Genomic DNA, 26,309 nt, shown 5'->3' on the forward strand with positions numbered 1-26,309 from the left:
CGATCTTCTGAACCAGGAGCGGCTGGACGAGACCCAGCACTGCGATGCTGGCTTTCAGATGTGCGATGTTCTCGGGGTCGTAGGTTTCCGGGGAGTTGCTGCGCACATTGGCAGGGTGAGCTGTCAGATCGCCGATGGCGACAGAAACGGGTTTGAAGCTTGCGGTCATGGGATGTCCTTTTCGGTGGATGATGTGGGGCCCGCGCGTTCACGCGCGTGACCAATCCCCGGCATCGGGGATCACCACGACGAAAGGCCCACTTTGCCTTTTTGGGGCCAGCGGGCCTTCATTTGTTGGCTTGTTGGGGGAGGAGTCCCCCTGCCCTTCTACCAGTCGCGCGCCAGCATGATGGTCAAAGCGCGCATGGTGGTGGCAGGATTGTCCGGGGTCTCAGCCCCGTAGCGGAAGTCCGACCCGGCCTCATAGAGATCGATTTTCCAGAACACGGTTTCGCCGCGGATCTCGACCGCCCCAAAGTCATGCCATCCTTCGGGATCGTTCTCCGGCTCGAAGGTCTCGAACATGCCCGTGGCCTTCACCGCCTCGGCCATGAAGCCGTCACCAGCCTCCATAATCGAGCGGGTGACATGCATCCGGCCCTGGATGGCCTGCGCGGGCGGCACCCCGAAGCAAACGAGCTTGCGAAACGCGTCGTTCTGCGCTGCGATCACACTCGGATCTGGTCTGTCTGTCTCGGGTTGTGCGGTGATGGTCATGGGGCATTCCTTTGAGAAGTTGAAACACCCTTCCCAAAGCCCACTTTTCCTTTTCCGCACGGCGGATGATTTGAGGCCGAAGGCGCCCTATCCGAACAGCCCCTTGGGTCTGTAATTCGGGTTGGGGATGGTTTCGATCCAGCCGCCCTGTTCCTTGATGGTCTCGAGCGCTGCCGAGAGTGGATAGGCACCCTCGGATGGGCTCCACCAATATGCTCCACGTTTAAGGGTGATGATCTTGCGGCGGCCACCTTCAAAGCAGGCCACCCGCAGCGTCTTGGGTTCCTTGCGTGACATGGGCGTCTCCGTTCTCCCTGTGGTCAGGCGGCCTCGGCGTCCTCTCCTACCCTCCCCGCCTCCGACCGTGCCATCAGGTAGTCGCAGGCGCGCTGCGCGTCAGCGGCGTGCTTGAAGATCGCGCCCTTGTCCGAGCGTAGAACGCGCAGCCAATTGTAGAGATACGCTGCGTTCATCTCGAGCGTATGGGCCGTAAAGCCGAGCGTCTGGCCAAGGAACACCGAGGTCAGCTCGGCGACGATCTCTTCGCGGGCATAGGCCGTGTTGCCGAAGCGCGAGAGGCCGTAGTCGCGGTTCAGCCGATGGCGCGCCTTGGTGGCATGGGCCAGCTCATGGGCCCAGACCCCGTAGAAATTCCGCGGGTTCTCGAACCGGACAATCGACGGCATGAAGACCTTATCCACGGGCGGCAGATAGTAGGCTTCCGTGCCCGTGAAGACGGTCGTGATGTCGATGGCATCGAAAAACGCCTGCATATGCGGGATGGGCTCGGACGGCGGATGCTCGGGTACGGGCTCCGGCTCGGGGTAGAAACTGTCCGGCAAGCCCTCGATCTGGCAGGCATTGAACACGCGGTAGGATTTCTGAAAGCGGAAGATGCGCGCCTCCTCGGAACGATCATCGTTCTCTCTGTGCTGATCCTCATCGCCGACGCCTTTTCGGCTTTGGCCGTAGTAGACCACGATAGATGACTTCTCGCCCTTGCGAACCTTTGCATCCAAGGCATTGGCCTGCGGAAGCGTCATCCAGAAGGGCGAGCTGTGGCCCGCCATCACCGTGCGCATGGTCAGCAGGAAGTTGTTTACGCCCTGGTAGGGCTCACCGCCCATGCGCAGCGGGCGCGAGCTGCCGCCTGCCGTCCAGGGCTTGCGCCATGGAAGGACGCCGCGCTCGATGATGCGGATGATTTCGTTTGTGATGACCTCGGAGGCATCGAATTTGGGTGTGCGGGATCGGGCCATGGCTGGCCTCCTTTCGAATGTTGGTGAGAAAGACAGACCGGAGCCCGGCCCGGACCCGTCCGAGGGACCCCCAAGGTCCCTCATCTGTCAGTCACAAAACCGGAAGGACACTTTCCCTTTCTGCCAACCCGGAGGCACAGGCTGAGGACTTCCAAGGCGGTCAGAACCGCGGTTCACCTTCATTGCATACTGCACCCAAAGATCGGCAATGCACATCGGCAAGGAAGTTCATTATTCTTCTGATTTAGAAACTTTATCAACGACTTAGGATTCTCCCAGACCGGCAAGCCTCACCGGTGCTTGGCTGATACTTCCTTGGAGTCGGCGTTTCGGGCTTCGCGTGTAACAAGCCTCTTTATGTCGCCGTCAGGGAATAGCTGGTGCTGCGTCCACCAGCCTCATCTTTCTCCAAGGCGCCCAAGTAAATCAGATTGAGGATGTCGCGGTATGCCGTATCTTGTGAGCACTTTTCGATTTTCGCGTATTTCGATGTTGAGAGTTTTCCGTCGAACCCATCCAAAAGGCGGTTGAGCATGTCCCGCTGGCGGTCGTTGATGTTCGCCGCTCCATATTTCTCCCAGAACCGCGCCTTCCTGAACACGGCCTCAAGGATGATCTCGGCACCATCAAATGCGCGGTCAAGGCAAGCCAAGAACCAAACGAGCCACGCCGTGACATCAAGCCCCCCTTTTTGCGTCGTCTCGAGCATGTCGTAATAGTCGCTCCGCTCCTGCCGGATTTGCGTCGACATGCTGTAGAACCGCTGCGCGCTGCATTCCGATCGCGCCAGTGCCATGTCTGCGATCGCGCGCGCGATGCGCCCATTGCCATCATCGAACGGGTGGATGGTGACAAACCAAAGATGGGCGATGGCGGCATGTATGACGGGATCCGCCTCGGAGGGCTGATTAAACCAGGTCAGGAAGCGCGTCATTTCAGCGTCTAACCGTTCGGCGTCTGGCGCCTCAAAATGCACGTGTTCGCGGCCATAGGGTCCTGATACAACCTCCATGGGACCGTCACGCCACTGTCCCACCCTGATCCGGGTCATTCCGCTCCGCCCAGTAGGAAAGAGAGCCGCATGCCAGCCAAACAGACGCTCCGCATCCGGTGGCTGGTCATACGCTTGGGTTGCGTCCAGCATCATCTCGACGACACCATCAACATGGCGATCAGACGGGATCAGTCCACCAATTTCCAGACCTAACCGCTTTGCGATAGACGATCGAACCTGATCCTTGTCGAGCGTTTCCCCCTCGATCTCGCTGCTTTTCACGACATCACTGATCAGTGTCCTGAGCATCGCCTCGTTGCGAAGATCGAAGCCAAGACCCTCCATGCGCCCCAAGAGCTTACCTTGCCGGTGACGGACTGCAGCAAGTTGGGACGACAGCTTGGCCTTATCCCAGGTAAACCGAGGCCAATCAGGGAGTTCGTGAATATAGGTCATATTTTACGCATTATTTGCGGAGAATATACCGGATTATCGCTGCAGGGCAATGTTATTCAGCGCGGGATTTGCGGAGAATAACGGTCTTAAACACCGCAAGCCCCCTACCCAGATACCCGCACCGCGATCCGCCGGCGCGGCCCAAGCGTGGCTTCGACAGCTTCCATGATGATCTCAATCAGATGTGTCTGGACGTAATGTGCCACGAACTGGTTGCTCGCATAAAGCATGATGCATTCACCGTCATCGCAGCCAAAGCGCAACGAGCCGATCCAGTTGTGGTAATGCGCAGGATGCAGCCCCTTCATCCGCTGGCAGGCCGCGCGCCAAGTCGCCGGAGCAGCCTGCATCTCGGTCTCGGGGGGCTCTGCTGCGGGTGGGCTGGCTTTGCCCCGGAAATCAACCGCCACCACCTTGCTCTGCTGCACCGGATGGGTCTCGCCCATCCGTTCTTGGAAATCGGGACCGACAGCGGCCCAATAGGGTTCGGACTGGCGATAGATCTCCGGGTAATTCAGACGGTAGGCCCCTACCCTGCCCCGCACGCCGCGGCGCTTGCAGATGACGAGCCGCGCCTCGAGCCAGTATTTGATTTCCCGCTTCACCGTGCGTTCGGTGACATTCCACATCCGCGCCAGATCGCGCTGGCCAACGCAGAATTCGTCCAATCGCCAGTTATACCGCGCGGTGATCAGCAAGGTGAGCCGCGAGAGTGAAATCTGGTGACGCCCATCCTGATGCAACCCCGCAACCGAAAGCGCCGTCAAAAGGTCATACTTCAAGGAACTGGCGTTCACACCAGTCAGGCGTTTCGCATCCATCGCGGGTCTCACTGTCTTGCCTCAAGCGCCGACTTTTGCCGATTCTGCTTGCGGATAAGCAAGACATGAATTCCCGTTTTCTGTCAACCGCAGGGAAAAAACGAGAAAATCCCAGATCAAAATCAAAAAGAAAGAAATGAGGTTATATTGGTTAAGGGGGACATGGTTGATGTCACCATATTCCTCCCGTCATGTCACCTTATTTCGAAAATGACTGATTTTGTGTCACCAAATATTGTGATCCCCTGCCCCGTTTTCCTGTTCTTTCCCGCAACGGGCGGAAAAATGCAGAATCCGGATTTTCGTTTTTGCAGTTTTTTCATTTTCCCGTTATTCACGACTTAGCAGCAAAAAACAAGAGTAGCCCATGAGAACCCACGCAGACCTTCAAACCATGAATGAGCGCAGCTTAACGCAACAGGCCGCCGTGCGGCGCGCGACCTTCTCTCCCGGCGAGGTGAAGACGCTCCGTCCCTTCTCGATCTGGGAGATCAGCCAGTTCATGTTCGATGTCCCCGCAGATACGCTGCGCAAGAAGCTGGCGGATGATCCCTCGCTGCCGCAAGGCGAAACCGAGGAGGACGGCCGCCAGCGTTGGTTCACACTGGAAGAGATCAACGAGTTGCGCCGCCGGATCAAGTTCCGCGGCAAGACCCTTCTTCCCCGCCGCCCGAAGGGGCGCGCGATGCGCGTGGCGGTCAGCAACTTTAAAGGCGGTGTCGGTAAAACCGTCGTGGCACAGCATCTGGCAAATGCCGCCGCTCTTGACGGCTACCGCGTGCTTTGCATCGACTTTGACCCGCAGGCGACGCTGACCCATTCGATGGGGATCGTCGAGGTCAAGGAATGGAACACGGTCTGGGGGATCATGTGCCGTGACCTCTGCCGCGAGGCGGACCGGATCATGGAAAGCTATGATGACCCCGATGACTGCCCCTACCCTTCCTCTGCCGAGCTGCCCGATGACGTGCAATCTATCGGCGCGCAGCGGTTCCAGGACTTCATCCAGCCGACCTGCTGGCCCACGATCGACATCATCCCGTCCTGCGCCAACGCTGCTTTCGTCGAATTCGCCAGCGCCCAGTACCGCAGCCTGCACAAAGCTTGGAGCTTTTTCGGCTGCGTCGCGCGCTACCTTGATGAACTGCCGGACGATCAATACGACCTGATCATCTTCGACTGCCCGCCCGCCATCGGCTACCAGTCGCTGAACGCGGCCTTTGCCTCCGATATCCTCTATATTCCCTCAGGTCCCGGCTATTGGGAATACGACAGCACCACCAGCTACCTCGGTCAGCTGGGCGATGCGATGGAGGATATCTCGGAAGGGTTCGCGGGCCTGGCCGAAGACGCAGGGCTCAGCCTGCCGAAAGAGTTCAAGGACGTGCGTCTGCTCATGACCCGCTTCGAGCAGAACAACCCGCTCCATAACGCGATGATGGAAGCCTTCCGCAATGTCTTTGGCGCCGATGTCTGCCTCAACCCGATCGAGATGACACGGGCGGTGGAACAGTCCGGGCGCTTCCAGATGAGCGTCTACGAACAGGACTACCGCCAGATGACTCGCGAGACATGGAAGCGGGCTCGTCAAAGCTTCGACCGGGCCTATAACGAATTCAAAACCACCGTGCTGAAAGCTTGGGAACAAGACAGCGCCAGAACGGAGGCCGCAGAATGAGCAGCAAAAACAAATTCGGGTTCGGATCCTTGGAAGCACCGGACACACCCAAACCCCGCGAGCGCAGCGTCGGCCCGATGGGCGCGGCTGTGCGTGATGCCGCCGCCAACCTGCAAGAGACGACCGAGGCCAAGGTCGAGCAGCGCCGCCAGAACGCCGCCGATGCCAAGGCTTATCGCGCAGCGCATGCTGATGGGCTGGTGCTGACCAAATTCGCATTGTCCGAGATCGCGACAACCGACCTTCCGCGCGACCGTCTGGATCTGCAGGCCGTGGCGGCATCCAGCGAGATGGAAGAACTCAAGGCCTCGATCCGCGAGCGTGGCCAGAAAGAACCGGTTGAGCTTTACCGCGATGCCGACGGCCAGTTGCAGCTCAAGAAGGGCTGGCGGCGCTTTACGGCGTTGTCACAGCTTTATGCCGAAACCGGTGACGATAGTTTCGCCACGATCATCGCGCGTGTGGACGAGGGGGCGGATGATCGTTTGTCCCGCTATATCGATATGGTCGAAGAGAACGTCGTCCGTGAAGACCTGACATTCGCGGAGATGGCGCAGGTGGCGATCCTCGCTGCCGAAGATGAGGGCACGGATGAGATTGATCCCAATGCCATGGTGCTGCGGCTGTACGGGTCGCTACACAAGGTCAAGCGATCCTACATCCGCAGCTTTGTCTTCCTGCTTTCCGCGCTTGAGGATGATCTGAAGTGGCCCAAGGCGGTTTCGCGGAACCTCGGTGTTGATGTTGCGCGAGCGCTATCGTCACATGAAGAGGCAGCGAATTTGCGTGCAGCCTTGCGTCAATGCCAGAACGCCGAAGCCCAGAATGACGTGCTTGCCAGATTCCTCCAGAAGAAGCCGGCTAATACGGCTCCGGATAAACAGACCGAGCGGAAGGAGAAGCGTGAATTTCATGTAGGCGACATGAAAGTGACGGCGCGAAAGGGTGAATGCAGAATTGTTGCGGATGAGGATTTTGCCAGCCTGCCCAAAGCGCAATTGGAGCGCGCCGTCGATGCGTTTCAGCGCGCGTTGCGTGAAGGCGGTCCAAAGGTTTCGTCGCTTTGAAGTTGGGAGAGGTTACCCATGGGTAACCGGACCAGAGCAAAGAGAGGGGTTACCCACGGGTAACCCCTTCGTCTTTTGGGGGCTTACCCCAACAGCTCTGTCGCGGGATTATCGACGATATCGACGTCGTCATAGTATTTCTGCGCCTGTGCAAGGCTGCGGTGCAGGGAGAGGCGCATGGCGGCCTGTATCGGCGCGCCGTCGAGTGCGGCTTGCGTCAGAAAGCCCGAGCGCAGCCCGTGGGGTGTCGCGAAACCTTTGGGGAAGCCTGCAGCCGCCAGCCGGTTCTGCACGATCTGGTAGATGCCATCGGGCGAGAGGCGCCGCTCCAGCGGATCGTCGTTGCGGTTGATGGGGCGGAAGAGGGGGCCGTCATCGATCCCGCCGACTTTGATCCAGAAGGCCAGCGCCTCGGCCGCGCGGCCCTTGAGGACCAGTCGTGGCGTTTTGCCGATGTCGGTGGTCTTCGTGGCGACCATATTGATCCAGATGACGCCGTCGCGATCATAGTCGCGCAGGTCGACATCCTCGCGCATCAGCGCCGCAATCTCGGACCGGCGCCGTCCGCCGGAGGCCCAGCCGAGCATCAGGATCGCTTTGTCGCGGATGCCGCGCAAGGAATGGCCGCAACTGTCGAGGATCTGTTCCAGCACGTCGCGGGTGATCGGGTTCGCGGACTTCGGGGCCTTGCGACGGGCGGCCGCGCGACGGGCCTTGCCACGTGTCTGGCGGATCAGCGGCGCGTCGAACGGGCTGCCGAGGTTCTTCATCCGATGAAACGCCCGCCAGGAGGCGATACGGCGGTCCAGCGTGGACGGGGCAGGGCACGCAAGAGTCTTGCGCAGCCCTTGGGCGATGAGCGCCTCAGCGGCCTCTCTCGCGCTGTCCTGCGCCTCTGACAGATCGCGGGAGTGGTCGAGGATGAAGCGCAGCGCCACGTTTTCATCTTCGGGCCAAGTGAGGGGGGTGTCAAAGGCCGCTAGCTTCCAAGCCATCAGATAGATCAGGTCACGCTCGTAAGCGCGCAGCGTATTGGGCGGCGTGCCGCGCACGTAGAGGTCTGTCAGCGCCGCCTGATCCGCCTCGGAGAGGGCAGGGGTCAGTGGTGTGAGACTGGGCGCGGGCGTGGACATGGGGCATTTCTAGGCGGTTCTGGGCTTCAAAATCAACAGACATGATAACTGAAACTTATCAAGTGTAATGTGACGTCTGTAGAATTGCCTTGGTGCTGTGCATAACATGTGCAAAATGCACATTATGCGAAATCCGCGTGAATTTTCTTTCATCAAAGATGAAAACCCGCAGGGGCCCGTTTCCGCATACGATCGCGGGCCTTATGATGCGGAGCCGCTGGCGGAAGAGGATCTGTGGTTCCTGCCGCCGGACGATCATCCGCCGGGCGAGGCCGCGTATGAGGTGCCCTTGCCACGTGCGGACCAGCGGCCTTTGGTCGATGTGGCGGCCTGGGCAGCGGCAGAGGCGGCGCTGGCGGGGCGGCTGGCTGATCTGGCACTTCTCCTTGGCCGACTGGCCGCGCGTCTGGAGGCAGGACCTGCGGGCTGGCGTCAGCGGCTGGCGCTGCGCGAGGCGGCGGATCTCAGCTGGCTGGCCGGTGACCGCGTCCCGATGGAGCGGCTGGCGCTCTGGCTGACGTTGCGCGTGGGGGGCGAGGGCGATGATGCACAGGCGCTCGCACGCGCAGGCTGGGCGGCGCGGCGGTTGACGCAAGCGCCTGCGCCAAAGGATGACCTGGCGGGGTTTCTAGGGCGGTTTGCTCCTGAGGCAGATGACGGCCTTGCCGATCAGATCGCCGATTGGACGGATGTGATGGGGCAGGGGGCATCACTGCATCCGATCACGCAGGCTGCGCTATCCTATCACATCTGGCCCGTGGTGGGCTTTGCCGCAGGCCACCCGAGCCTGCCGATGATCGAGGCCGCAGTTGTCGCGGCGCGTCATGCGGCAGTCAACATCGCGGGGCTGGGCTTCCTGCCGCTCAGTATCGGCGGGGCAGGGGGCCTGCGCGGGCACGGCACGGCGGCGGAGCGTCTGGCGGCCTGGGTCAGCGGCGCGGATCAGGCGGCGCGGGCGACCTTGCGGCAGTTGGACGGCCTGGCCGCATGGCAGGCGAAGGCCGAGGCGGAAACGCAAGGGTGGTCTGGCAAGACGCCACGCGCCCTTGCGGCGCTTCTGGCGGAATGGCCCTTGGTCAGTGCCCCGATGGCCGAGGCGGAAACCGGCGCGAGCCGGGCGGCGGTGCAGAGGAACCTGAATCGCCTGACCGAGGCCGGATTGATCCGCGAAGTCACGGGGCAGAGGCGGTATCGGATGTGGGCGGCTACATCACAGACGAGATGACCTCGACCAATGTCTCGTTAGAAATTTCAGTTGCCATATGACTGCCGATTATTTTCCGACAGCTTGCTTCATTAGACAAGAAAGAGAGCGATAAGGCGTTGCTTCGGGCGATACATTTCGTGACATATCCGTGCCTGACCTCGACTGAACAAATAGATAGGTCCATGTTGATTGTTCTCGGTCGGGACCCTGTGATGACGCAGTCATCGTTTGATCCCGCATACCTCTGGGAGCTGCAGCATGAGTTACTCTTTGAATAGACGACAGGTACTGATTGGCCTGCCATTGACTCTGTCTGCCTGCACTGCATCGCAAGTATGGGCCCCCGACGATGTTGTGGCTCGCGCAATCTATCGCGATCCTGGTCCAAAGCATCTTACGCTTTATACAATGAAGAACGTTGGCTCCGACAACGGTGCGCATTCCGCTTTGTTGATCAACGCCAGTCAGCGCGTGATTTTTGATCCTGCGGGAGCATGGGAACAGCGTCAGATGCCAGAACGCAATGACGTTCTGTTTGGTGCCAGTCCACAGTTAGAGCAGTACTACGTGAGCTTTCATGCGCGCGTCACATATTACGTCGTTGGTCAAACTGTTGCGGTGACAGATGATGTTGCCGAGCGCGCATTAACACTGGCGTTACAAGCCGGCCCCGCGCCACAGGCAAACTGCTCTCGCTTTACATCCCGTCTGTTGCGGCAGTTGCCGGGTTTTGGTGCAATCAGGCAGACATGGTTTCCGAACAAACTGTCGGATGACTTCGGGACACTACCCGGCGCATCCTATCGTGAGTATCGCGAAGATGACGCGGACGACAAAAATGTCGCCGCACGCCAAATTGCAGCGGCTCTTGAGGCAGGCAACTAGGTACAATCAGTCATTGGAGAGGGACGATCGTCGTCCTACAATATCGAATAGCCTGTTCGGCCATCGGCACAGATCACGTTGTGAACACGGGTGTCACTTGATCCGTCCAATGAACAGCCCGTTGGGAGTGCCAATTCGCGTGTCGCGATCTCATCTTTGAAGGGGCAGGTCTTTTCGGCGGTCGCGCATGCTCCAAGAAGGAGCAAACCGGCCGTAACGAGAACAGACTTTCGCCTTATCATCTATTGGCGAGACACCTTGGGGACGGCAGCTGACGCATCTTCGAAAGCAGCATCATTGGCTTGCTTCGAGGCTTTGTCATTCGCGGTGCTATGACAGGATTTACCCATCATCTTGAACATCAGGACATGCGCACCGATGCAAAGCGCGATCGGGGCAAAAAGGCTCAGGTTAGACCACATGCCGGCGACCGTGCCGCCCGCAAGAAGGAAAGCGCCAACAGGCAGCAACATGACTGCGCAGCAGGCCATCATACCCCAATGCATCACCTTCGAGGCACTTTCAGACTTGGCCGTATCCTTGTTTTCCATAGCGGATTTATCCTTGACGACAAAAATTTGTATAACGATGCGCGCTTCTGGCGGGTGAAAGTCAAGGATACATTTGGGTAAATTTTAGTTGTGGCCCCAACTCCGCATTTTCTTGTTGATTCATGATAAATCCCGAAGGCTGGCTTGCACGAATCGATATCGCTGTTCAGTCAACAAGTCACCAATTCTTTGAACAATTGCAGTCGGAACAAGCCAAAATGCACGATTTGAAAAGACGCCGCTTTCTTGCAACTGCCACTGCACTGTTTTCAGCACCTTTGGCGGGCTGGGCCCAAGAAGAGCAGGCTAGTGCAGATATCAATGAAGAGCCGCGGCGCCCGATATCCGACCGTTCGATGTGGGCACGATGGGACGCACGGGTGACACCTGTGAACTATGATCCTATGTCATCCAATCCCTGGGGTCTGCACCCTCGGTTCTTGCCGCAGCGGGTTGTTGCTAATCCCGGGTTGGTTCCAGGCGACATACATGTAGATGCCGTCGCCCGATATCTCTACCATATCCAAGCCGACGGCACCGCCATGCGGTACGGCGTGGCAATTGCCAAGGGCGATCTCTACGAACCCGGTGTTTACACGATCAGAAGAAAGGCGCGTTGGCCGATCTGGACGCCAACAGCTTCGATGATCGAGCGGGAGCCCGAGGTTTATGGGCCATTCGAAAATGGCATGGACGGTGGACCGTCGAACCCGCTGGGCGCGCGCGCCTTGTATCTTTATGAGGGGAACCGCGACACCTATCTGCGGATCCATGGCACGCCTCAGCCACGATCAATCGGTGGGCGGGCCAGTTCCGGCTGTGTGCGCATGGTGATGGCACACATCATAGATCTTTACCCCCAAGTCAGCACTGGTGTGACTGCTTACCTCTATCCGCCGGAGAATCTGATCTCTCCGCGGAGTGAAATTGATCCTGCGGCGTGATGGCTGAGAGCCGATAGTTTAACCCGTTTCAGTTGTATCGGGCAGTTGGGTGCAAATCGGCCGGCCTCTGACGGTACGTAGTGGCAGGTAAGTCGTTTCAACGGGACCAGCATATTCGTAGACGTAACAGCCGTCTGCTGGGTCAATCCGTACCCGGTTAAGGTCTTGATTGGGTGCGACCATCGTCAAAACCTGCTCTGGCAGGTTCGTGATAAAGCCTGAATTCGTCGTCACTTCGGGACCCGAGGCCGCAGAACACGCAGCAATTACAGATGGTGAAAGACACCAAATCAAACGACGAAGTCTCATACCTTAATCCCTACATCTTGATAGATTTCCAAAGCGACAATCATTTAGAGTTCTTTCATTTCATTTCTACAAAGGTACACCGACACCACCCGTCTTACAAAGCAGATGCTGAGCCATCTGTTCCAAAAAGCCGGGAAAGCCCGCTTGAATAGACTGTCACCAAGAGGACTAATCCGATTGCTGCCACTATGATTGGTGCGACGGGCAGCGACTGGCGTCGGCGTTGCAGATCTTTCTGTTTGTTGGCGATGACCGCCAGATGGCTGATGATCGCACCGGGCAATAGCGCGTAGAGGTACACGCCAGAGATATTTTCGAATAGATACGACTTCGAAAGTGTGGGTCCAACGACCTTCAAGGCTGTAAATCGGTTGCCCCCGAAAGAGCCGAACCAGTCTGCGGAAAGTACATAGATCAGGATATGCATCGCGACGAATGTCAGTGCCCGCACCGCGGAATCGCTCGCCAGATAGACTGCGGCTGACATTTGTTCGCATTGTTTCCCATGCACAGCCAAAAGGAAACCGACGTAGTTGACGATGAAGACGACTGGGATCCCGTTCGTAAAAACCTGTCTCAGAAAACGACTGGCGGCCGCCGGGTAATTGATCAGTGTCGTGGCGAAATCCGGCGTGTGAAGTACAAAAACCACAAGGAGTGGGACGATGCTTGCGACGCTCAGAAGTATAAGATTCCAACAAAAACGGCCAAAACCTAGGCGAGGGCTAAAGTACCTCTCAAAGCGCTCTTCAGCCAACACGTCAGGCGTAGCTGGCAAAAACCTGCGTTGTCCCATCGTTCATCACAAGCAAAACTTCGTAGGCGTCGCCGGTGCCTGCTGCACCCATTCCGGGTGATCCCATCGGCATGCCGGGTACTGTCAGGCCGCGCGCATCCGGTGTTTCGGCCATCAAACGCAGAATTTCGCGGGCGGGGACGTGACCTTCGACGAAATAATCCCCGATCAGTGCCGTATGACAACCAGACAGGTCAGATGTGATGCCGAGCCCATCCTTCATGGCCCACAAAACCTCCTGATCGACATCTTCGACATCGACAGACAGCCCTGCATCAACGACCGTCGAAACCCATGCCGCGCAGCATCCGCAGGTGGGCGTCTTCGCGACGCGCATGACCGGTGCCGTTTGTCCGAAGGCCGCCCCAGCGATGACCGCGCTTGCAGAACCAAGTAAAAAGTGCCGTCTGATCATTGCGAGTTCCTAATTTGCTTATAGCTACACTAGATTGTTCAACAGGTTGTGTCGAGCATTGCCCAATCGACCCTTCTGTTACATTTGGCTACAAACATGAGACGGGCAATTCCGCTGAAAGACAGGTATGTTGTTTGAATGACACTATCTCCGCACATCCTCATCGTTGATGACCACCAAGAAATTCGAAAGTCTGTTTCGCGGTATCTGGAGCGGAGCGGAATGCGCACATCCGTTGCCGAGGATGCCGCTGAAATGGACATTCGGCTCGCCGAACAAAAATTTGATCTGATTGTCTTGGATGTCATGATGCCAGGCGAAGACGGTTTGAGTGCGTGCAAGCGTCTGCACGAGACAATCAAAACCCCAATTCTTATGCTGACAGCCATGGGTGATGACGATGATCGGATTGCTGGCCTTGACGGTGGGGCTGACGATTATCTGGCGAAGCCGTTTAATCCAAGGGAACTACTGGCCCGCATTAACGCTATCCTCCGCCGGACTGAGCAAATCCCGGAAATTGCGTCCTTCTCTGGCAAATGGCTGCGCTTCGCTCATCTTAAACTCGACTATGATGGACGCACATTGTTCGATGGAGATGGTACGAGAACACTGCTGACAACGAGCGAACTAAAACTTCTGACGATCCTGCTCGAACGTCCACGGGCGGTGCTCAGCCGCGACCAGCTTCTTGAGCTGAGCGCAGGCCGGGTGGCTGGTCCACTCGATCGGACGATTGACAATCAGATCAGTCGCCTGCGTCGGAAAATCGAACAGGATGTATTGCGCCCACGTGTGATCGCGACGGTCAGAAATCGGGGTTATAGCCTGACTGCGGACGTTGAAGTGTTGGAGTGACGTCGGTGGTGTGGAAGCTCAGAACACAGATTGCACTTCTGGTTCTCGCAGTGCTGTGCGTCGCGCAGGCTTTGAGCCTATGGTTCTTTGTCGATGAAAGATCGCTCGCTGTGCAGGCTGCGATTGGTGCCGAAGCGGCCGGTCGCGCCGCCAATGTTGCCCAACTTGTCGAAGGTGCGCCCGACGATTTGCATTCACGGATCATTCAGGCGGCCACATCGCCGTTAGTCAGCTTTGAGCTTTCAGATATCCCGTCGGTCGCACATGGCAATCATGACGAAGGTGGCGCGGTTGAGGCTCGTGTTCGTGCGCTGTTGGGTGACAGTTATAGCCGGGACATTCGGGTTGAAGTGCATGAAATCGAACAGGGGTTGCTACCGCTTCCAAACCTTTCGCCAGAGATGGCCGAGATGCATGCCGAGATGATGAGGGGGAGCCTGGCAGCCATTGAGATGGAATTATCAATCGCGTTGGCAGGTGGTGAATGGCTGAACGTTGGCACAAGGTTTGAGCGGCCTCCGCTCCAATGGTCAACTGCATCAAATGTATCCTTTGTGATAACAGCAACACTTCTATTACTTGCAAGCTTTTGGTTCATTCTCCGGCGTTTGACGGGGCCTCTCAACGGTTTGGCGATGGCCGCAGAACGTCTGGGGCGTGGAGCAGGTGAGGGGCCGCTACCTGTTGTCGGACCGAAGGAGGTTCAAGACCTGACAAAGGCATTTAACACCATGCAGGATCGCTTGACCCGGTTTGTTTCGGATCGCACGCAAATGCTAGCCGCACTTGCGCATGACCTTCGCTCACCTTTGACCGCTCTGCGGGTGCGCGCTGAGATGGTCGACGATGATGAAACGCGAACATCACTTGTGGCATCAGGAGAAGAAATGCAACAGATGGTGGATGCCACACTGGACTTTGCAAAGGGTGTTGGGCAGCACGAGGAAGTCTGCCCAACCGATGTTCGCGAATTACTTGGCGATATTCAGAACGATGGTTTGACGGTATTGTCCGATCAATCCGTGATGGTCCCCGCTAAGCCGACCTCATTGCGTCGAGCACTTAAAAATCTCATCGAGAATGCCATTCGCTACGGAAAACAGGCCGAAGTCTCTTGGGAGGCGACTGATGGCTATCTTGCGCTCTACATTGACGATCGCGGACCAGGAATACCGCCTAGCGAACTCGACAGTGTTTTTGGCCCCTACGTCAGGCTTGAAAGGTCGCGGTCGCGTGACACTGGCGGCCATGGTTTGGGGTTGTCGATTGCGAGAAGCATCATCCTTGGACATGGCGGAACAGTTGAATTGGCAAATAAGGAAAAAGGCGGACTCCGTGCTATCGTGAAGTTGCCCTTTGCGCCTAGCTCAAAGCAGACGGAAGATTTGACCGAGAACGAAGCACGTAGAACTTCTCCGATCGAAGAACGACATCATCAAAGTGTCGATGCTTGAGAAATTGAACGTCAGGCACGGTGCGATAGCAGGCTGCTACCTGTCGAGGGGCGTTACATATCAATACAAAAAACAGACCTGAGTCCTATTCTTGAAATGCTGTTGTCAGGCTAGAAGTAGATCAAAGAAAATCAAAAACAGGCAGCAAATCATGGCAATCAATCCCCAACTTATCTCTCGTCGTACGTTCGTTGCATCTGTAGGCGCAGCCACACTTGCTGCGCCTTCTCTGTTGTCGGCTCAAGAGCTGACCGGTGTTTCGCGTAACATCGCATCGTTTCGGCCGCATAACTGGCAAGATCACTTTGATAGCATCGGGAAAGGCATCCTACTTGCAGATACTGGAGGGCGCTTCCTGCAACACTGGACGGCCGATGGGGAGATGCGCCTTTATCCCACCTCTGTTCCCTTGTCAGATGACTTGACGCGCCTGGGATACACCGAGGTGATCGACAAAAAGGTTGCGCCCGGCTGGGGCCCAACGCCCGCGATGCGTGAACGTAACCCTGAATGGCCAGCCTATATTCCCGGTGGTGACCCGCGTAATCCTCTGGGATCTCATGCACTTTACCTGTCGTGGCAATACTATCGCATTCACGGTACGCAGGACACGCGCAAGATCGGACGTCAGTCATCGAACGGCTGTATTGGGCTGTACAACGAACAGATTGAAGAGGTGTTCGGCCGCACCCCAATCGGGACACAGGTCAAACTGATCTGATGGACAAGTCAGCAGTATTTATTGTCGGGTTCTTCGTCATCGGTGGCGCCGGTTTTGTCTGGCAGCAGATGCAGCCGGCACCACCTGTCAACGGACATTCAATGTCACCCGCTGACATGAGCGGGCTTGAGGTCGGTGACCCTATCGTACAGGTTAATTTGCCGGCCGAACTGACTGAAAATGCCCAAGTTGGTCAGCGTGTGTTTGAGGCGGCTTGCGCAGATTGCCATGGTGTCAATGCAGCTGGTCAAAACGGGATTGCGCCACCGCTGGTTCACATAACTTACGAACCGGGTCATCATGGGGATGAGGCATTTCTGCGTGCAGCAAGAAATGGAGTCGTTGCGCATCACTGGGAGTTCGGCAACATGCCGGCGGTCGAAGGTGTTACAGACGGCGATGTCAAGCTGGTCGTTGCCTATATCCGGGAATTGCAGCGAGCCAATGGAATCTACTGAAAGGGACGACAGATGCGTAAGAGAATGGTAACTCTTTTGGCGCTCACAACAGTTGCTGGCGCGGCGGCGTTTGCTCATTCAGGTGCGACGGGTGTCGTAAAAGAACGTATGGATGGCATGCTCGCCCTTGGCGGTGTGGTCAAAGAGCTTAACCCCATGATGCGGGGCCAAACGCCATTCGACGCAGACAGGGTGCGCGCAGGCGCGGATCTCATGATCTCACATGCAGGCGAGCAGATGACACGTTTGTTCCCGGAAGGTTCAGACGGGATGCCATCAGCGGCATTGCCCGCCATTTGGGAAGATTGGGAAGAATTCACCGCACTTGCTGAACAGTTAGAGTTGCGCGCTGAAGGTCTAAAGCTAAGCGCTGACGTTGGTCTTGCGGCTAGCCAGGATAGCGGCGGTGCATCCATGATGGGTGGCGGCGGCATGATGGGCACAGCAGATGCATCACCAATGGGTGCTGACACGATGGGCGCAAGCGACATGATGACTGTCGATATGTTTGCGACCATGCCGACCGATGTTGCCTTCGCTACCGTTGCACAATCCTGTGCGGCATGTCACCAGAAATTCCGCGCCGAGGAAGAGTAGGCCGTGCGTGTTTTTGGCTGGATTGCCGCGACGGTCATTGTCGCCGGTATTGGCACTGCGGCGGCAACATATGTATGGCCGATTGGTGCCAAAGTTGCAGAAATCCCGGTCGTTGGTGATGTGACCCGAGGTGCCTATCTTGCGCGGGCGAGCGGGTGTATCGCGTGCCATACAAATGCGGAAGAGGGTGGTGCCCCGCTGGCCGGCGGTGCGCCGCTCAGAACGGATTTTGGAACATTCTATCCGCCCAACCTGACGACGGACCCTGAATTCGGCATGGGAAATTGGAGCGCTGAAGACTTCGCGCGTGCGGTTCGGCAAGGCATCTCGCCTGATGGCGAACCCTATTACCCGACCTTTACCTACCCTTTTTATGCGAATTTCTCGGATCAGGATATTGCCGATCTTTGGGCAGCATTTCAGACGGTCCCACCGGTCGCCGAAGCCGCGCCTTCACATGATGTGGCGTTCCCGTTTGACCAGCGCTGGGGCTTGAAACTATGGCGCGCTGCCTTTCTTGGCACGCCGAATACTGACCCCGATCCAACAAAAAGCGATGCATGGAACCGCGGCAAGGAACTTGTGAATGGCGCTACCCATTGCGCCGCCTGTCACACGCCAAGGAATGTGCTTGGCGCGAGGATTGTTGCTGAACGATTCACGGGCAACGCGGATCTTCCTGTCGGGGGCAAGGCGCCCTCGATCCTGGCGGCAGATCTGATCGCGGAAGGGTGGAGCGCGGATGACCTGGCATATGCCTTGCGGTCAGGGATTACGCCGACTGGAGATGTCTTTGGTGGCTCTATGGCCGAGGTCGTTCAGCATGGAACCCGTTTCTTGAGCGATGATGATTTGAACGCGATGGCGACTTTCATCTTGGATGCGAATAGCTAGGACACTTCAATCGATGGGCAACATAAACCGCCGCCAACTTATTGGATCCGCGGCAGCACTGACGTTCTTCCCCAGATATGGTGCTTTCGCAGATGAAAACGCTGACCTCTTGTCTGCGCAGGAGGTCAGCGTTCAGTTATTGCCTGATGGATACGGCACAACCAACCTTTGGGGTTATAACGGTAGCGCACCGGGTGCCGAAATACGGGTGACAAAAGGTGGTCGGGTTACACGCACACTGCGCAATGGGCTATCCCAGCCAACATCGGTGCATTGGCACGGTATCCGGATCGCCAATGCGATGGATGGCGTTTCTGGGCTGACACAGGACGCAGTGCAGCCCGGCGATGCGTTCACTTATGACTTTGTGGCACCTGATGCAGGCACCTATTGGTATCATGCCCACAACATGTCCACGCAGCAGGTTGGGATGGGATTGTATGGTCCGCTGATCGTGGAAGAGGCCGTCCTGCCGGACATTGACCGTGAAGAGGTGCTTGTTCTTGATGACTGGCTCATCAACCCGGACACCGCCCAGCTTGATCCGGACTTCGCGGCACCGCATGCGCTGAGCCATGCTGGCCGGATCGGCAATTACATCACGACCAACGGCATCGCCAATCTGACGCTGCCAGCGCGAAAGAATGAGCGTCTGCGCCTGCGCCTTATCAACGCATCAAATGCGCGGATTTTCCCGTTAGAGCTACAGGGCCTTGATGGATGGATCGTCGCGATGGACGGGATGCCATTGGCTGAACCGCAGAAAGTTGCGCAAGCCATCGTCCTTGGGCCGGCCCAGCGTGTCGACCTTATCGTCGATGTGACTGCGGATGTCGGTGATCTTGCCCATCTGGTTTATCTTGAACGGCGCGATGCATTCAGCCAGGTCGCATTTGCCGTCAGCGATGAGGGCGCTTCTACAACAAGACCGGCACCGGCGGCACTTCCGCCGAATCATATTGCACCCGTCAACCTTGGCGAGGCGACGGCCTTGACCCTGAACATGGAGGGCGGTGCGATGGGGGGCTTGCGCGCAGCCACGCTGGGCGGCGTCCAGAAATCCATGCGCGAGATTGTAGATGCCGGTCGATTTTGGGCCTTCAATGGCGCTGTAGATGGCATGGAGGGTCCACCGCTCGCCCGATTGAGCTTGGGCGAAACCGTCCGGCTAACGATCAGGAACGACACCGCGTTTCCGCATGCGATGCATCTTCATGGAATGCACTTTCACGAAATTGGGGATGACGGGTCTCTTGGACCGCTGCGCGACACCACACTGCTTGAGCGAAGCACAACAAGAGAGATCGCATTTGTCGCGGATAATCCCGGCGAGTGGTTGCTGCACTGTCATATGTTGTCTCATGCCGCGTCGGGCATGACGACACGGATCGTTGTCGCATGAGACAGCGTGCCGTCCTGATCGGCGGCGCGATTGTGGTCCTCGCCCTTGGTGCGATTGTGGCTGTTGCACAATCGGATGACGTGCCCGCAGCGGCGCCTGCTGACACGCAAGCGGATCTGGTCGCGGGGGAAACACTTTACGCGCAGTATTGCGCTGCCTGTCACGATGCGAATCTCGAAGGGCAAGAAAACTGGAAGAGCCCGGGACCGGATGGGCGGCTACCCGCACCACCGCATGATGCAAGCGGCCATACATGGCATCACGCGGACAGCCTTCTGTTCACATACACAAAGCTTGGCGGGCGGGAGACTCTGGCCGCGCAGGGCATGGATTTCGACAGTGGGATGCCCGGTTTCGGCGAACAGCTGAGTGATGAAGACATCTGGAACATACTTGCCTACATCAAATCAACGTGGCCCGAGCGCATCCGTGTCATTCAAGCAGAACGAACTGCCGCCGAAGAAGCGGGTTAAGGAGAAAGATCATGAAAAACTTGCTTATCACTGCAGCCATTTCACTGACCCCATTCATGGTGATGGCCGATGATCTTTCGGAAGAACGGATCAGGGAATTGGTCCTCGAAACAATCCGTGAGAATCCCGGCATTGTCTTTGAGGCAGCGCAACTGTTTGAGGAACAACAGCAGGCGCAGCAAGCGCAGGTCGCCGCTCAGGTTCTGGCGGTCGAGAGGGACACGCTTGAGCGGGATCCAAACGCGCCCGTTCTGGGAAATCCGGACGGGGATGTCACGGTCGTAGAGTTTTTCGACTACAACTGCCCCTATTGTCGGCGTGTGAAACCAGAGATGGAGGCGCTGCTTGCCGCAGACCCCAACGTACGCGTCGTTTATCGCGAATGGCCAATCTTGGGTGAGGGGTCAGTTTTTGCCGCACGTGCGGCCTTGGCCTCGCGCAACCAGGGCAAATATGATGAATTTCACTGGGCCTTGATGGGACTTAATGGTCGCGCAGAAGAATCGACCGTCATTCGTGCTGCGCAGGAAATTGGCATGGACATTGCCCAATTGCGTCGCGACATGAACGCGCCTGAGATTGAAGAGCATATACAGACATCCATGCGCCTGGCCCGTGCCATCGGTTTCAGCGGCACGCCATCATTCGTCATTGGTGACAGCCTTGCGCCGGGCCTGATCAATGCAGAGCAGATGATTAGTCTTGTGAACCAGGCCCGTGCGAACAACTAGGCCGCAGAAGCCTCGTAGCCGGCATCTGAGATCGCGGTCTTGATTTCGCTTTCCGGCAGGCCTGTTTGGATGGTGACCATACGTTGATCAAGATCGGTGGTAACAACCGCCGATGGATCCTTGGCTTTGATGCCTTTTTCGATCGCTGCGGTGCAATGGCCGCAGCTCATCTCGGGAACACTGAATTTCATGACCGAACTCCTCTTAGCGTTTTTTTGAGAACTAGGGCTTCCAGTAGGGGGAAGGTCAATGCCCGAAATACAAGACGAAAAAATGTAAAATAGGGTCTTGAGCTTCTAGTCACTGGAACCTCCACATTGGCGGAAAGGTTTTGAAAGGAATCGCAAGATGACAGAAGCAAACACAATCAATCTTTCCATTTCAGGAATGAGCTGCGCGTCCTGTGTTGGGCGGGTTGAACAGGGGCTTGGCAAAACAGACGGCGTCGCCCAAGCCTCCGTCAATCTTGCAACCGAGACGGCTACGGTTGTGCTGGACGACCCGGCTGCTTTGCCACGTGCCGTCGATGCTCTCAACGCACTTGGCTACCCGGCCCGAACTTCGCGTATCACGGTGAATATCGCGTCCATGACATGCGCGTCATGTGTCGGACGCCTCGAGAAAGCACTGCTGGCGGTGCCGGGTGTGCTCGAAGCCTCTGTCAATCTTGCCGCGGAGACTGCGACCGTTGTCTTTGTGACAGGTGCGACGACGTCCGAAGAGTTGCGCAAAGCTAGCGGCGATGCCGGCTATGCGGCGGACATCGCTAAGGCGGACTCGCAGGCAACGAGGTCAGAGCGAAAAGCCGATGAAGCCAAAGCTTTGTTTGCGCGCGTTATCTTTGCCGCGATTCTGACCGTTCCGGTTTTTGTTTTGGAGATGGGCGCACACACAATCCCCGGCTTCCATGATCTGATCGTTCGTACTATCGGTATGCAGGCATCCTGGTTGATTCAGTTCGCCCTTGCCACCGTGGTGCTTTTTGGTCCGGGCTGGGGGTTCTTTGCCAAAGGAATACCCGCGCTCCTGCGTCGTGCACCGGATATGAACAGTCTGGTTGCTTTGGGAACGGGTGCAGCATGGACTTATTCGGTGGTGGCAACATTCCTTCCCCAACTGCTGCCAGAAGGTGTGCGCGCCGTTTATTTTGAGGCTGCGGCTGTCATCGTTGTCCTGATCCTTCTGGGGCGTTGGCTCGAGGCCCGTGCGAAGGGCAGGACCGGCGCCGCGATCCAGGCCCTTTTGGGTTTGCAGGTCAAGACTGCGCGCGTCGTGCGCGATGGTCAGACCCAAGAGGTCGAAATCGACGCACTAGAAATTGGGGATCTTGTTTTGGTCCGCCCCGGTGAACGTATTCCTGTGGATGGCGCCGTCGTCGAAGGATCAAGCAACGTCGATGAAAGCATGATCACGGGCGAGCCCCTTGCCGTGGCGAAAGGCATTGATGACCCGGTGACTGGTGGTACCGTCAATGGCACCGGTAGCCTGACCTTCGCTGCAACCCGCGTTGGTGCCGATACGACCTTGGCCCAGATCATTCGTATGGTCGAGGAGGCGCAAGGGGCCAAGCTGCCAATTCAGGGGTTGGTCGACCGCGTGACAATGTGGTTCGTGCCTGCGGTACTCGTTCTTGCGTTGGTCACCGTCATTGTCTGGCTGCTCATTGGGCCGGACCCAGCATTGACTTTCGCATTGGTTGCCGGTGTGTCGGTCCTTATCATTGCCTGCCCCTGCGCGATGGGCCTTGCGACCCCGACATCAATCATGGTCGGAACCGGGCGCGCTGCTGAAATGGGCGTCTTGTTCCGAAAGGGTGACGCGTTGCAGCATCTCAATGACGTCACGGTTGTGGCCGTTGACAAGACCGGAACGGTGACTGCCGGACGGCCAACGCTGACTGATCTGATCACAGCAAATGGTTTTGATCGGGCTGAGACACTGTCCCTGATTGCAGCGGTCGAAGCACAATCAGAACACCCCATTGCAGAAGCCATTGTACGCTCTGCCGCTGCGGAAGGGGTTGCTTATCCAGATGCGACTGACTTCAGGTCGATCACCGGATTTGGCGTCGCAGCCACAGTCAAAGGCCGCAATGTCCTGATTGGCGCAGACCGTTTCATGGCCCAACAAGATATCAATATCACGGAACTGCAAGACGCCGAACGCAGGTTGGCCGAAAAAGGACAGACCGCGCTTTTTGCCGCTATTGATGGCGCACTTGCTGCGGTTATCGCTGTGGCCGATCCGGTGAAGGCATCAAGCGCAAGCGTCGTTGCCGCATTGCATGACCGCGGGCTGAAGGTCGCCATGATCACCGGTGACAAGCAATCCACGGCCGAGTCGATTGCGCGCGAAGTGGGCATTGATCAGGTCATTGCTGGGGTTTTGCCTGACGGCAAGGTTGCCGCGCTCGAAACTTTGCGGGCAGGTGGGCGCAAGGTCGCGTTTGTCGGTGATGGCATTAACGATGCGCCAGCCCTTGCGCATGCTGATGTTGGCATTGCGATTGGCACCGGCACCGACGTTGCCATTGAAAGTGCCGATGTGGTTTTGATGTCAGGTGACCTGCGTGGCGTCGTGAATGCTGCTGAGGTTTCACAGGCGACGATGCGCAACATCCATCAGAACCTGCTTTGGGCATTTGGCTATAACGTTGCGCTGATCCCTGTTGCGGCAGGCGTGCTCTATCCCGCATTCGGGTTGCTGCTTTCCCCTGTCTTTGCCGCAGGGGCGATGGCGCTGTCTTCCGTTTCGGTATTGACGAATGCCCTGCGTCTGCGCCGCATCGAAGCCAAAATGCCGGAAGTTGCGGCACGAGAGCAGTCTTCTGCACAATTGATGACGCAACCTGCTGAATAGGAGCTCAAAATGAACATTGGTGAAGTATCTGAACGCTCTGGATTGCCAGCAAAGACGATTCGTTACTACGAAGATATCGCGCTCGTGCGTCCGTTGCGCAGTGCAAACGGGTACCGCAGTTTTCGCGAAAGCGACATCCACAAACTGGCATTTCTCGGGCGGGCACGCGCGCTAGGCTTTTCAATCGAAGACTGCCGCATCCTGTTGGATCTGTATGAGGATAAGTCGCGGGAAAGCGCGCAGGTCAAGGCTGTGGCTGAAGGGCATCTCACGGAGATTGACAATAAAATTGCGCAGCTGAAGTCAATGCGGGAAACACTATCGCAATTGATCGAGACATGTCACGGCGACCATCGGCCTGATTGTCCGATCCTGAAAGATCTTTCCGGCAACACTTGATGATGACTGACGTCATTTGAAAGTCGGGCTGCTTGCGGGCGCCTTGTTCCACGAAGGGATTACCGTACCGAGGCGGCTTCCAATGCGTTCATTACGGCGTCTTTGGTCAGAATTTCGGAAAGGATCAGCCCTTCTGGCGCGGCAGGTCCGTAGACGACATTGAACGGTATGCCAAATCGATCAAAGGTCTCCAGATAGCGCGAGATGGCAGGGTCAGAGCGGGTCCAGTCAGCTTGCATCGCCACAGTATCATCTTCGGCAAGTCGAACTGAAACGGGAGCACGATCAAGCACGAGCGCCTTGTTTGCCTTGCAGGTCAGGCACCAATCGGCGGTGACGTCGACAAAAACTGTTTTTCCTTGCGAGACCAGCCGCGGGATTTCGCTCTGGTCGAAAACAACCCAATCTTGACCGATTTGTCGCGCTTCTACGGGTCCAGCGCCGGTTGCGGGCAATGCAATACCAAGAATTGCAATTGCCGTCAGCATTCCCGCGCGTGTGAAACTGCCGATCTTTGGAACTGCCGCGATCGTGACAAAGAGAACCGCAACACCAGAGACTAGATACGCTGCCATCCGTCCGGCTACCCCACTGAGAACCCACAGCAGCCAGACGGCTGTGGCCGCGAGTAGAAAGCCGAGGATCCACTTGACGACATGCATCCAACGGCCGGGCTTTGGCAAAGACCGGACTAATCCAGGACGCCAAGCAAAGAGCAAGTAGGGAGACGCGAGGCCAAGACCCAAAGCCGTAAATACGACCACGACATCTATCGGACGGCCCGTGAGCGCAAAAGCCACGGCAGTGCCTAGAAATGGTGCAGAACAGGGCGTTGCCAGCACCGCCGCAAAGGCACCAGTGGCAAAATCACCTGCATAGCCCGCGCGCCCACTGCTACGAGCCATCCGCGTTTGGAGTTCAGAGGGGAGAGAAACCTCGAAGACACCAAACAGGTTGGCCGCAAAGATGGCCAATACCAAAAACATTATAGCGAGGAAAATCGGGCTTTGGAATTGCAGACCCCAGCCCACTGTGACCCCGATGGCCTGAAGCAGCAGGATTATCGCAGACAGGACCCACATGAACGTCAGAACACCCAGCGCGGACATCAGGAAACTGTTGCGAAGTTGCCCCCTTGGTTTGTCGCGTTGGTTTATGACCGAAGCAAGCTTGATGGAAAGAACGGGAAGCACGCATGGCATCACATTCAGGATCAACCCGCCAAGCAAGGCGAATATGGCGATTGTCGCGATCTGCGCCGCATCCGGCAAAGATTGCGCCAGCGCGAAGGGCGGTTGTGGAACCTCCTGCGACCAGGCTGGGGCGGCGGTTACGGCGCGTGTATTATCCGTCAGCGTGACTGATATCGGGGGGATCTCAGCATCGCGTGCATAAAGAGGCAGTCTTGCCCAAAGTTCGGTTCCCGCGCCGTTGGTTCTGATGTCTGGTTGGCCAAAGGTAAAGCTGGGGCCCATTTCAGGGAAAACATCTGGCGCGACAAAGCGATTTTCTGAGCGTGCGGTCACAAAAAGCGCATCATCGGTTATGACCGCCGTTTCGATTAAGATATCGCTTGCCGCGTGGTCGAGCGGTACTTTGCTTGCAAATTCGGTGATCAGGTCCCCTGCTGTCAGATCGATCCCGACGCCCGCAGGCAGAGACAATGTCAGCAAGAAGTCATGCGGAACGCAGATGTCCGAACATGTCAGCAAGGTCACATTCGCGGCAAGAGAGGCAGGCGCGCCCGGATCCTTCAATTGAATCTCGATCGGCAGCACGACACGATCACGATAGCCAAAGTTTTCAATCCCGAACGCCGTGAATCGTTCAGGTGCTGGCCAGAGGATATGCGCATTCGCCAGGTTTTCAGAGCCGTCCCACGAGATTTCCGGTGGAAGGCCAACTTCGCCCGGCGATCGCCAATAGGCCTTCCATCCTTCCCCGAGCTGCAGATCAAGACCAAGTGAAAGTGTCGTTGCGTTCGGCGGAACAGCGTTCTCGACCGAGATCAGCCGCGCATCGATACCCAAGGATGTGTAGGAATCCGACACCGCCGCAGGCAGGACGGTTGCCCAGAGAACAACCACGACGTTCAGAAGAAATAGGCGGCCAAAAGCCCGCATTGCTAAGCTCGCTCATTTGGAGGTGCTACGTATGGGGATATACCTCGCGGCATGGATTTGAGAGGTCCAAAATGTATCAAAATGTCTGACAAAAATGACTTTTGGTTC

28 protein-coding genes and 1 pseudogene are annotated in these 26,309 nt (G+C 57.2%); 16 read left to right on the plus strand and 13 right to left on the minus strand.

Annotated features, from left to right (window positions below):
- From BM316_RS16905 to BM316_RS15950, 6 genes and pseudogenes are all read right to left on the minus strand, one after another.
- Nucleotides 1-169: pseudogene (locus tag BM316_RS16905) on the minus strand (DUF736 family protein); the annotation flags it as partial.
- Between the two features lie 158 nt (nt 170-327).
- Nucleotides 328-717 carry a DUF3768 domain-containing protein gene (locus tag BM316_RS15930; RefSeq protein WP_090210639.1) on the minus strand — a complete coding sequence of 130 codons (390 nt, stop codon included), beginning with the start codon at nt 715-717 and terminating at the stop codon, nt 328-330.
- Between the two features lie 87 nt (nt 718-804).
- Entirely contained in the window at nt 805-1,014 is a 210-nt protein-coding gene (locus BM316_RS15935; protein ID WP_090210641.1) for a DUF6330 family protein, read from the minus strand.
- 23 nt (nt 1,015-1,037) lie between these two features.
- Nucleotides 1,038-1,976: an ArdC family protein gene (locus BM316_RS15940; RefSeq protein ID WP_090210643.1), complete on the minus strand. Its 939-nt coding sequence runs from the start codon at nt 1,974-1,976 to the stop codon at nt 1,038-1,040.
- Between the two features lie 355 nt (nt 1,977-2,331).
- Entirely contained in the window at nt 2,332-3,426 is a 1,095-nt protein-coding gene (locus BM316_RS15945) for a Fic family protein (RefSeq protein WP_090210645.1), read from the minus strand.
- A 104-nt stretch (nt 3,427-3,530) separates the two neighbouring features.
- Nucleotides 3,531-4,247 carry a DnaA N-terminal domain-containing protein gene (locus BM316_RS15950; protein ID WP_090210647.1) on the minus strand — a complete coding sequence of 239 codons (717 nt, stop codon included), beginning with the start codon at nt 4,245-4,247 and terminating at the stop codon, nt 3,531-3,533.
- A 367-nt stretch (nt 4,248-4,614) separates the two neighbouring features.
- Here BM316_RS15950 and BM316_RS15955 point away from each other — a divergent pair, with 367 nt between their 5' ends.
- Both BM316_RS15955 and BM316_RS15960 read left to right on the plus strand, forming a co-directional pair.
- On the plus strand, nt 4,615-5,925 hold the full coding sequence (locus tag BM316_RS15955; protein ID WP_090210649.1) for an AAA family ATPase: 1,311 nt from the start codon (nt 4,615-4,617) through the stop codon (nt 5,923-5,925).
- Nucleotides 5,922-6,992: a ParB/RepB/Spo0J family partition protein gene (locus BM316_RS15960; RefSeq protein ID WP_090210651.1), complete on the plus strand. Its 1,071-nt coding sequence runs from the start codon at nt 5,922-5,924 to the stop codon at nt 6,990-6,992. Before BM316_RS15955 ends, BM316_RS15960 begins: the two co-directional genes overlap by 4 nt.
- Before the next feature lie 83 nt (nt 6,993-7,075).
- On the opposite strand, the gene BM316_RS15965 is transcribed toward BM316_RS15960, so the two are convergent.
- Nucleotides 7,076-8,125: a tyrosine-type recombinase/integrase gene (locus BM316_RS15965; RefSeq protein ID WP_090210652.1), complete on the minus strand. Its 1,050-nt coding sequence runs from the start codon at nt 8,123-8,125 to the stop codon at nt 7,076-7,078.
- Nucleotides 8,126-8,249: 124 nt separating this feature from the next.
- On the opposite strand from BM316_RS15965, the gene BM316_RS15970 reads away from it, so the two are divergent.
- Nucleotides 8,250-9,350, plus strand: a complete 1,101-nt coding sequence (locus BM316_RS15970; protein WP_110577554.1) for a helix-turn-helix domain-containing protein — start codon at nt 8,250-8,252, stop codon at nt 9,348-9,350.
- A 240-nt stretch (nt 9,351-9,590) separates the two neighbouring features.
- The gene (locus tag BM316_RS15975; RefSeq protein WP_311135675.1) at nt 9,591-10,217 is read left to right on the plus strand and encodes a hypothetical protein; all 627 of its coding nucleotides are present in this window, start codon (nt 9,591-9,593) and stop codon (nt 10,215-10,217) included.
- 242 nt (nt 10,218-10,459) lie between these two features.
- On the opposite strand, the gene BM316_RS15980 is transcribed toward BM316_RS15975, so the two are convergent.
- On the minus strand, nt 10,460-10,768 hold the full coding sequence (locus BM316_RS15980) for a DUF2933 domain-containing protein (RefSeq protein ID WP_090210654.1): 309 nt from the start codon (nt 10,766-10,768) through the stop codon (nt 10,460-10,462).
- 218 nt (nt 10,769-10,986) lie between these two features.
- Here BM316_RS15980 and BM316_RS15985 point away from each other — a divergent pair, with 218 nt between their 5' ends.
- Nucleotides 10,987-11,712 (plus strand): L,D-transpeptidase, encoded by a 726-nt coding sequence (locus tag BM316_RS15985; protein ID WP_090210801.1) that lies wholly within the window; start codon nt 10,987-10,989, stop codon nt 11,710-11,712.
- Nucleotides 11,713-11,730: 18 nt separating this feature from the next.
- Here the strand turns inward: BM316_RS15985 and BM316_RS15990 are convergent, their stop codons facing one another.
- From BM316_RS15990 to BM316_RS16000, 3 genes are all read right to left on the minus strand, one after another.
- The gene (locus BM316_RS15990; protein WP_090210656.1) at nt 11,731-12,021 is read right to left on the minus strand and encodes a hypothetical protein; all 291 of its coding nucleotides are present in this window, start codon (nt 12,019-12,021) and stop codon (nt 11,731-11,733) included.
- Nucleotides 12,022-12,115: 94 nt separating this feature from the next.
- Nucleotides 12,116-12,778: a hypothetical protein gene (locus BM316_RS15995; RefSeq protein WP_131802601.1), complete on the minus strand. Its 663-nt coding sequence runs from the start codon at nt 12,776-12,778 to the stop codon at nt 12,116-12,118.
- A 4-nt stretch (nt 12,779-12,782) separates the two neighbouring features.
- Nucleotides 12,783-13,232, minus strand: coding sequence for a DUF411 domain-containing protein (locus BM316_RS16000; RefSeq protein WP_090210660.1), 450 nt, complete (start codon nt 13,230-13,232; stop codon nt 12,783-12,785).
- Between the two features lie 138 nt (nt 13,233-13,370).
- Here BM316_RS16000 and BM316_RS16005 point away from each other — a divergent pair, with 138 nt between their 5' ends.
- The 9 genes from BM316_RS16005 (at nt 13,371) to BM316_RS16045 (ending at nt 20,820) form a co-directional block, all read left to right on the plus strand.
- A complete protein-coding gene (locus BM316_RS16005) occupies nt 13,371-14,090 on the plus strand; it encodes a response regulator (protein WP_090210662.1) in 720 nt (239 codons plus the stop codon).
- 5 nt (nt 14,091-14,095) lie between these two features.
- Nucleotides 14,096-15,544, plus strand: a complete 1,449-nt coding sequence (locus BM316_RS16010) for an ATP-binding protein (protein ID WP_090210803.1) — start codon at nt 14,096-14,098, stop codon at nt 15,542-15,544.
- 151 nt (nt 15,545-15,695) lie between these two features.
- Complete coding sequence (locus BM316_RS16015; RefSeq protein ID WP_090210664.1) at nt 15,696-16,265, plus strand: L,D-transpeptidase; 570 nt, start codon at nt 15,696-15,698, stop codon at nt 16,263-16,265.
- A complete protein-coding gene (locus BM316_RS16020) occupies nt 16,265-16,723 on the plus strand; it encodes a c-type cytochrome (RefSeq protein ID WP_090210667.1) in 459 nt (152 codons plus the stop codon). The genes BM316_RS16015 and BM316_RS16020 overlap by 1 nt, the downstream gene beginning before the upstream one ends.
- 12 nt (nt 16,724-16,735) lie before the next feature.
- A complete protein-coding gene (locus BM316_RS16025) occupies nt 16,736-17,320 on the plus strand; it encodes a c-type cytochrome (protein WP_242649937.1) in 585 nt (194 codons plus the stop codon).
- A 3-nt stretch (nt 17,321-17,323) separates the two neighbouring features.
- Nucleotides 17,324-18,214, plus strand: coding sequence for a cytochrome c (locus BM316_RS16030; protein ID WP_090210671.1), 891 nt, complete (start codon nt 17,324-17,326; stop codon nt 18,212-18,214).
- 13 nt (nt 18,215-18,227) lie between these two features.
- Nucleotides 18,228-19,616, plus strand: a complete 1,389-nt coding sequence (locus BM316_RS16035; RefSeq protein WP_090210672.1) for a multicopper oxidase family protein — start codon at nt 18,228-18,230, stop codon at nt 19,614-19,616.
- A complete protein-coding gene (locus tag BM316_RS16040) occupies nt 19,613-20,089 on the plus strand; it encodes a c-type cytochrome (protein ID WP_090210674.1) in 477 nt (158 codons plus the stop codon). The genes BM316_RS16035 and BM316_RS16040 overlap by 4 nt, the downstream gene beginning before the upstream one ends.
- A gap of 11 nt (nt 20,090-20,100) precedes the next feature.
- A complete protein-coding gene (locus BM316_RS16045; protein ID WP_090210676.1) occupies nt 20,101-20,820 on the plus strand; it encodes a DsbA family protein in 720 nt (239 codons plus the stop codon).
- Here BM316_RS16045 and BM316_RS16050 read toward each other — a convergent pair.
- Nucleotides 20,817-21,011: a heavy-metal-associated domain-containing protein gene (locus BM316_RS16050; protein ID WP_090210678.1), complete on the minus strand. Its 195-nt coding sequence runs from the start codon at nt 21,009-21,011 to the stop codon at nt 20,817-20,819. The genes BM316_RS16045 and BM316_RS16050 overlap by 4 nt on opposite strands.
- A 157-nt stretch (nt 21,012-21,168) precedes the next feature.
- Between BM316_RS16050 and BM316_RS16055 the strand changes: the two genes are divergently transcribed.
- Together BM316_RS16055 and cueR are read left to right on the plus strand one after the other, a co-directional pair.
- A complete protein-coding gene (locus BM316_RS16055; protein WP_090210680.1) occupies nt 21,169-23,679 on the plus strand; it encodes a heavy metal translocating P-type ATPase in 2,511 nt (836 codons plus the stop codon).
- A gap of 9 nt (nt 23,680-23,688) precedes the next feature.
- Complete coding sequence (gene cueR, locus BM316_RS16060; protein ID WP_090210682.1) at nt 23,689-24,078, plus strand: Cu(I)-responsive transcriptional regulator; 390 nt, start codon at nt 23,689-23,691, stop codon at nt 24,076-24,078.
- 59 nt (nt 24,079-24,137) lie between these two features.
- Here the strand turns inward: cueR and BM316_RS16065 are convergent, their stop codons facing one another.
- On the minus strand, nt 24,138-26,201 hold the full coding sequence (locus BM316_RS16065; RefSeq protein WP_090210684.1) for a protein-disulfide reductase DsbD family protein: 2,064 nt from the start codon (nt 26,199-26,201) through the stop codon (nt 24,138-24,140).
- Between the last annotated feature and the right edge of the window lie 108 nt (nt 26,202-26,309).

It is taken from the genome of Yoonia litorea (assembly GCF_900114675.1).
GTDB lineage: Bacteria > Pseudomonadota > Alphaproteobacteria > Rhodobacterales > Rhodobacteraceae > Yoonia > Yoonia litorea.

What these genes read in the sequence shown, in the direction of transcription:
- BM316_RS15945 (WP_090210645.1), bottom strand. Translation starts at nt 3,426, where the DNA reads ATGACCTATATTCACGAACTCCCTGATTGGCCTCGGTTTACCTGGGAT.
- BM316_RS16020 (WP_090210667.1), top strand. Translation starts at nt 16,265, where the DNA reads ATGGACAAGTCAGCAGTATTTATTGTCGGGTTCTTCGTCATCGGTGGC.
- BM316_RS15950 (WP_090210647.1), bottom strand. Translation starts at nt 4,247, where the DNA reads ATGGATGCGAAACGCCTGACTGGTGTGAACGCCAGTTCCTTGAAGTAT.
- cueR (WP_090210682.1), top strand. Translation starts at nt 23,689, where the DNA reads ATGAACATTGGTGAAGTATCTGAACGCTCTGGATTGCCAGCAAAGACG.
- BM316_RS16045 (WP_090210676.1), top strand. Translation starts at nt 20,101, where the DNA reads ATGAAAAACTTGCTTATCACTGCAGCCATTTCACTGACCCCATTCATG.
- BM316_RS15985 (WP_090210801.1), top strand. Translation starts at nt 10,987, where the DNA reads ATGCACGATTTGAAAAGACGCCGCTTTCTTGCAACTGCCACTGCACTG.
- BM316_RS16050 (WP_090210678.1), bottom strand. Translation starts at nt 21,011, where the DNA reads ATGAAATTCAGTGTTCCCGAGATGAGCTGCGGCCATTGCACCGCAGCG.
- BM316_RS15990 (WP_090210656.1), bottom strand. Translation starts at nt 12,021, where the DNA reads ATGAGACTTCGTCGTTTGATTTGGTGTCTTTCACCATCTGTAATTGCT.
- BM316_RS16055 (WP_090210680.1), top strand. Translation starts at nt 21,169, where the DNA reads ATGACAGAAGCAAACACAATCAATCTTTCCATTTCAGGAATGAGCTGC.
- BM316_RS16025 (WP_242649937.1), top strand. Translation starts at nt 16,736, where the DNA reads ATGCGTAAGAGAATGGTAACTCTTTTGGCGCTCACAACAGTTGCTGGC.
- BM316_RS15970 (WP_110577554.1), top strand. Translation starts at nt 8,250, where the DNA reads ATGCGAAATCCGCGTGAATTTTCTTTCATCAAAGATGAAAACCCGCAG.
- BM316_RS15955 (WP_090210649.1), top strand. Translation starts at nt 4,615, where the DNA reads ATGAGAACCCACGCAGACCTTCAAACCATGAATGAGCGCAGCTTAACG.
- BM316_RS16040 (WP_090210674.1), top strand. Translation starts at nt 19,613, where the DNA reads ATGAGACAGCGTGCCGTCCTGATCGGCGGCGCGATTGTGGTCCTCGCC.
- BM316_RS15975 (WP_311135675.1), top strand. Translation starts at nt 9,591, where the DNA reads ATGAGTTACTCTTTGAATAGACGACAGGTACTGATTGGCCTGCCATTG.
- BM316_RS16035 (WP_090210672.1), top strand. Translation starts at nt 18,228, where the DNA reads ATGGGCAACATAAACCGCCGCCAACTTATTGGATCCGCGGCAGCACTG.
- BM316_RS15980 (WP_090210654.1), bottom strand. Translation starts at nt 10,768, where the DNA reads ATGGAAAACAAGGATACGGCCAAGTCTGAAAGTGCCTCGAAGGTGATG.
- BM316_RS16065 (WP_090210684.1), bottom strand. Translation starts at nt 26,201, where the DNA reads ATGCGGGCTTTTGGCCGCCTATTTCTTCTGAACGTCGTGGTTGTTCTC.
- BM316_RS15940 (WP_090210643.1), bottom strand. Translation starts at nt 1,976, where the DNA reads ATGGCCCGATCCCGCACACCCAAATTCGATGCCTCCGAGGTCATCACA.
- BM316_RS15935 (WP_090210641.1), bottom strand. Translation starts at nt 1,014, where the DNA reads ATGTCACGCAAGGAACCCAAGACGCTGCGGGTGGCCTGCTTTGAAGGT.
- BM316_RS15960 (WP_090210651.1), top strand. Translation starts at nt 5,922, where the DNA reads ATGAGCAGCAAAAACAAATTCGGGTTCGGATCCTTGGAAGCACCGGAC.
- BM316_RS16005 (WP_090210662.1), top strand. Translation starts at nt 13,371, where the DNA reads ATGACACTATCTCCGCACATCCTCATCGTTGATGACCACCAAGAAATT.
- BM316_RS15930 (WP_090210639.1), bottom strand. Translation starts at nt 717, where the DNA reads ATGACCATCACCGCACAACCCGAGACAGACAGACCAGATCCGAGTGTG.
- BM316_RS16015 (WP_090210664.1), top strand. Translation starts at nt 15,696, where the DNA reads ATGGCAATCAATCCCCAACTTATCTCTCGTCGTACGTTCGTTGCATCT.
- BM316_RS16000 (WP_090210660.1), bottom strand. Translation starts at nt 13,232, where the DNA reads ATGATCAGACGGCACTTTTTACTTGGTTCTGCAAGCGCGGTCATCGCT.
- BM316_RS15965 (WP_090210652.1), bottom strand. Translation starts at nt 8,125, where the DNA reads ATGTCCACGCCCGCGCCCAGTCTCACACCACTGACCCCTGCCCTCTCC.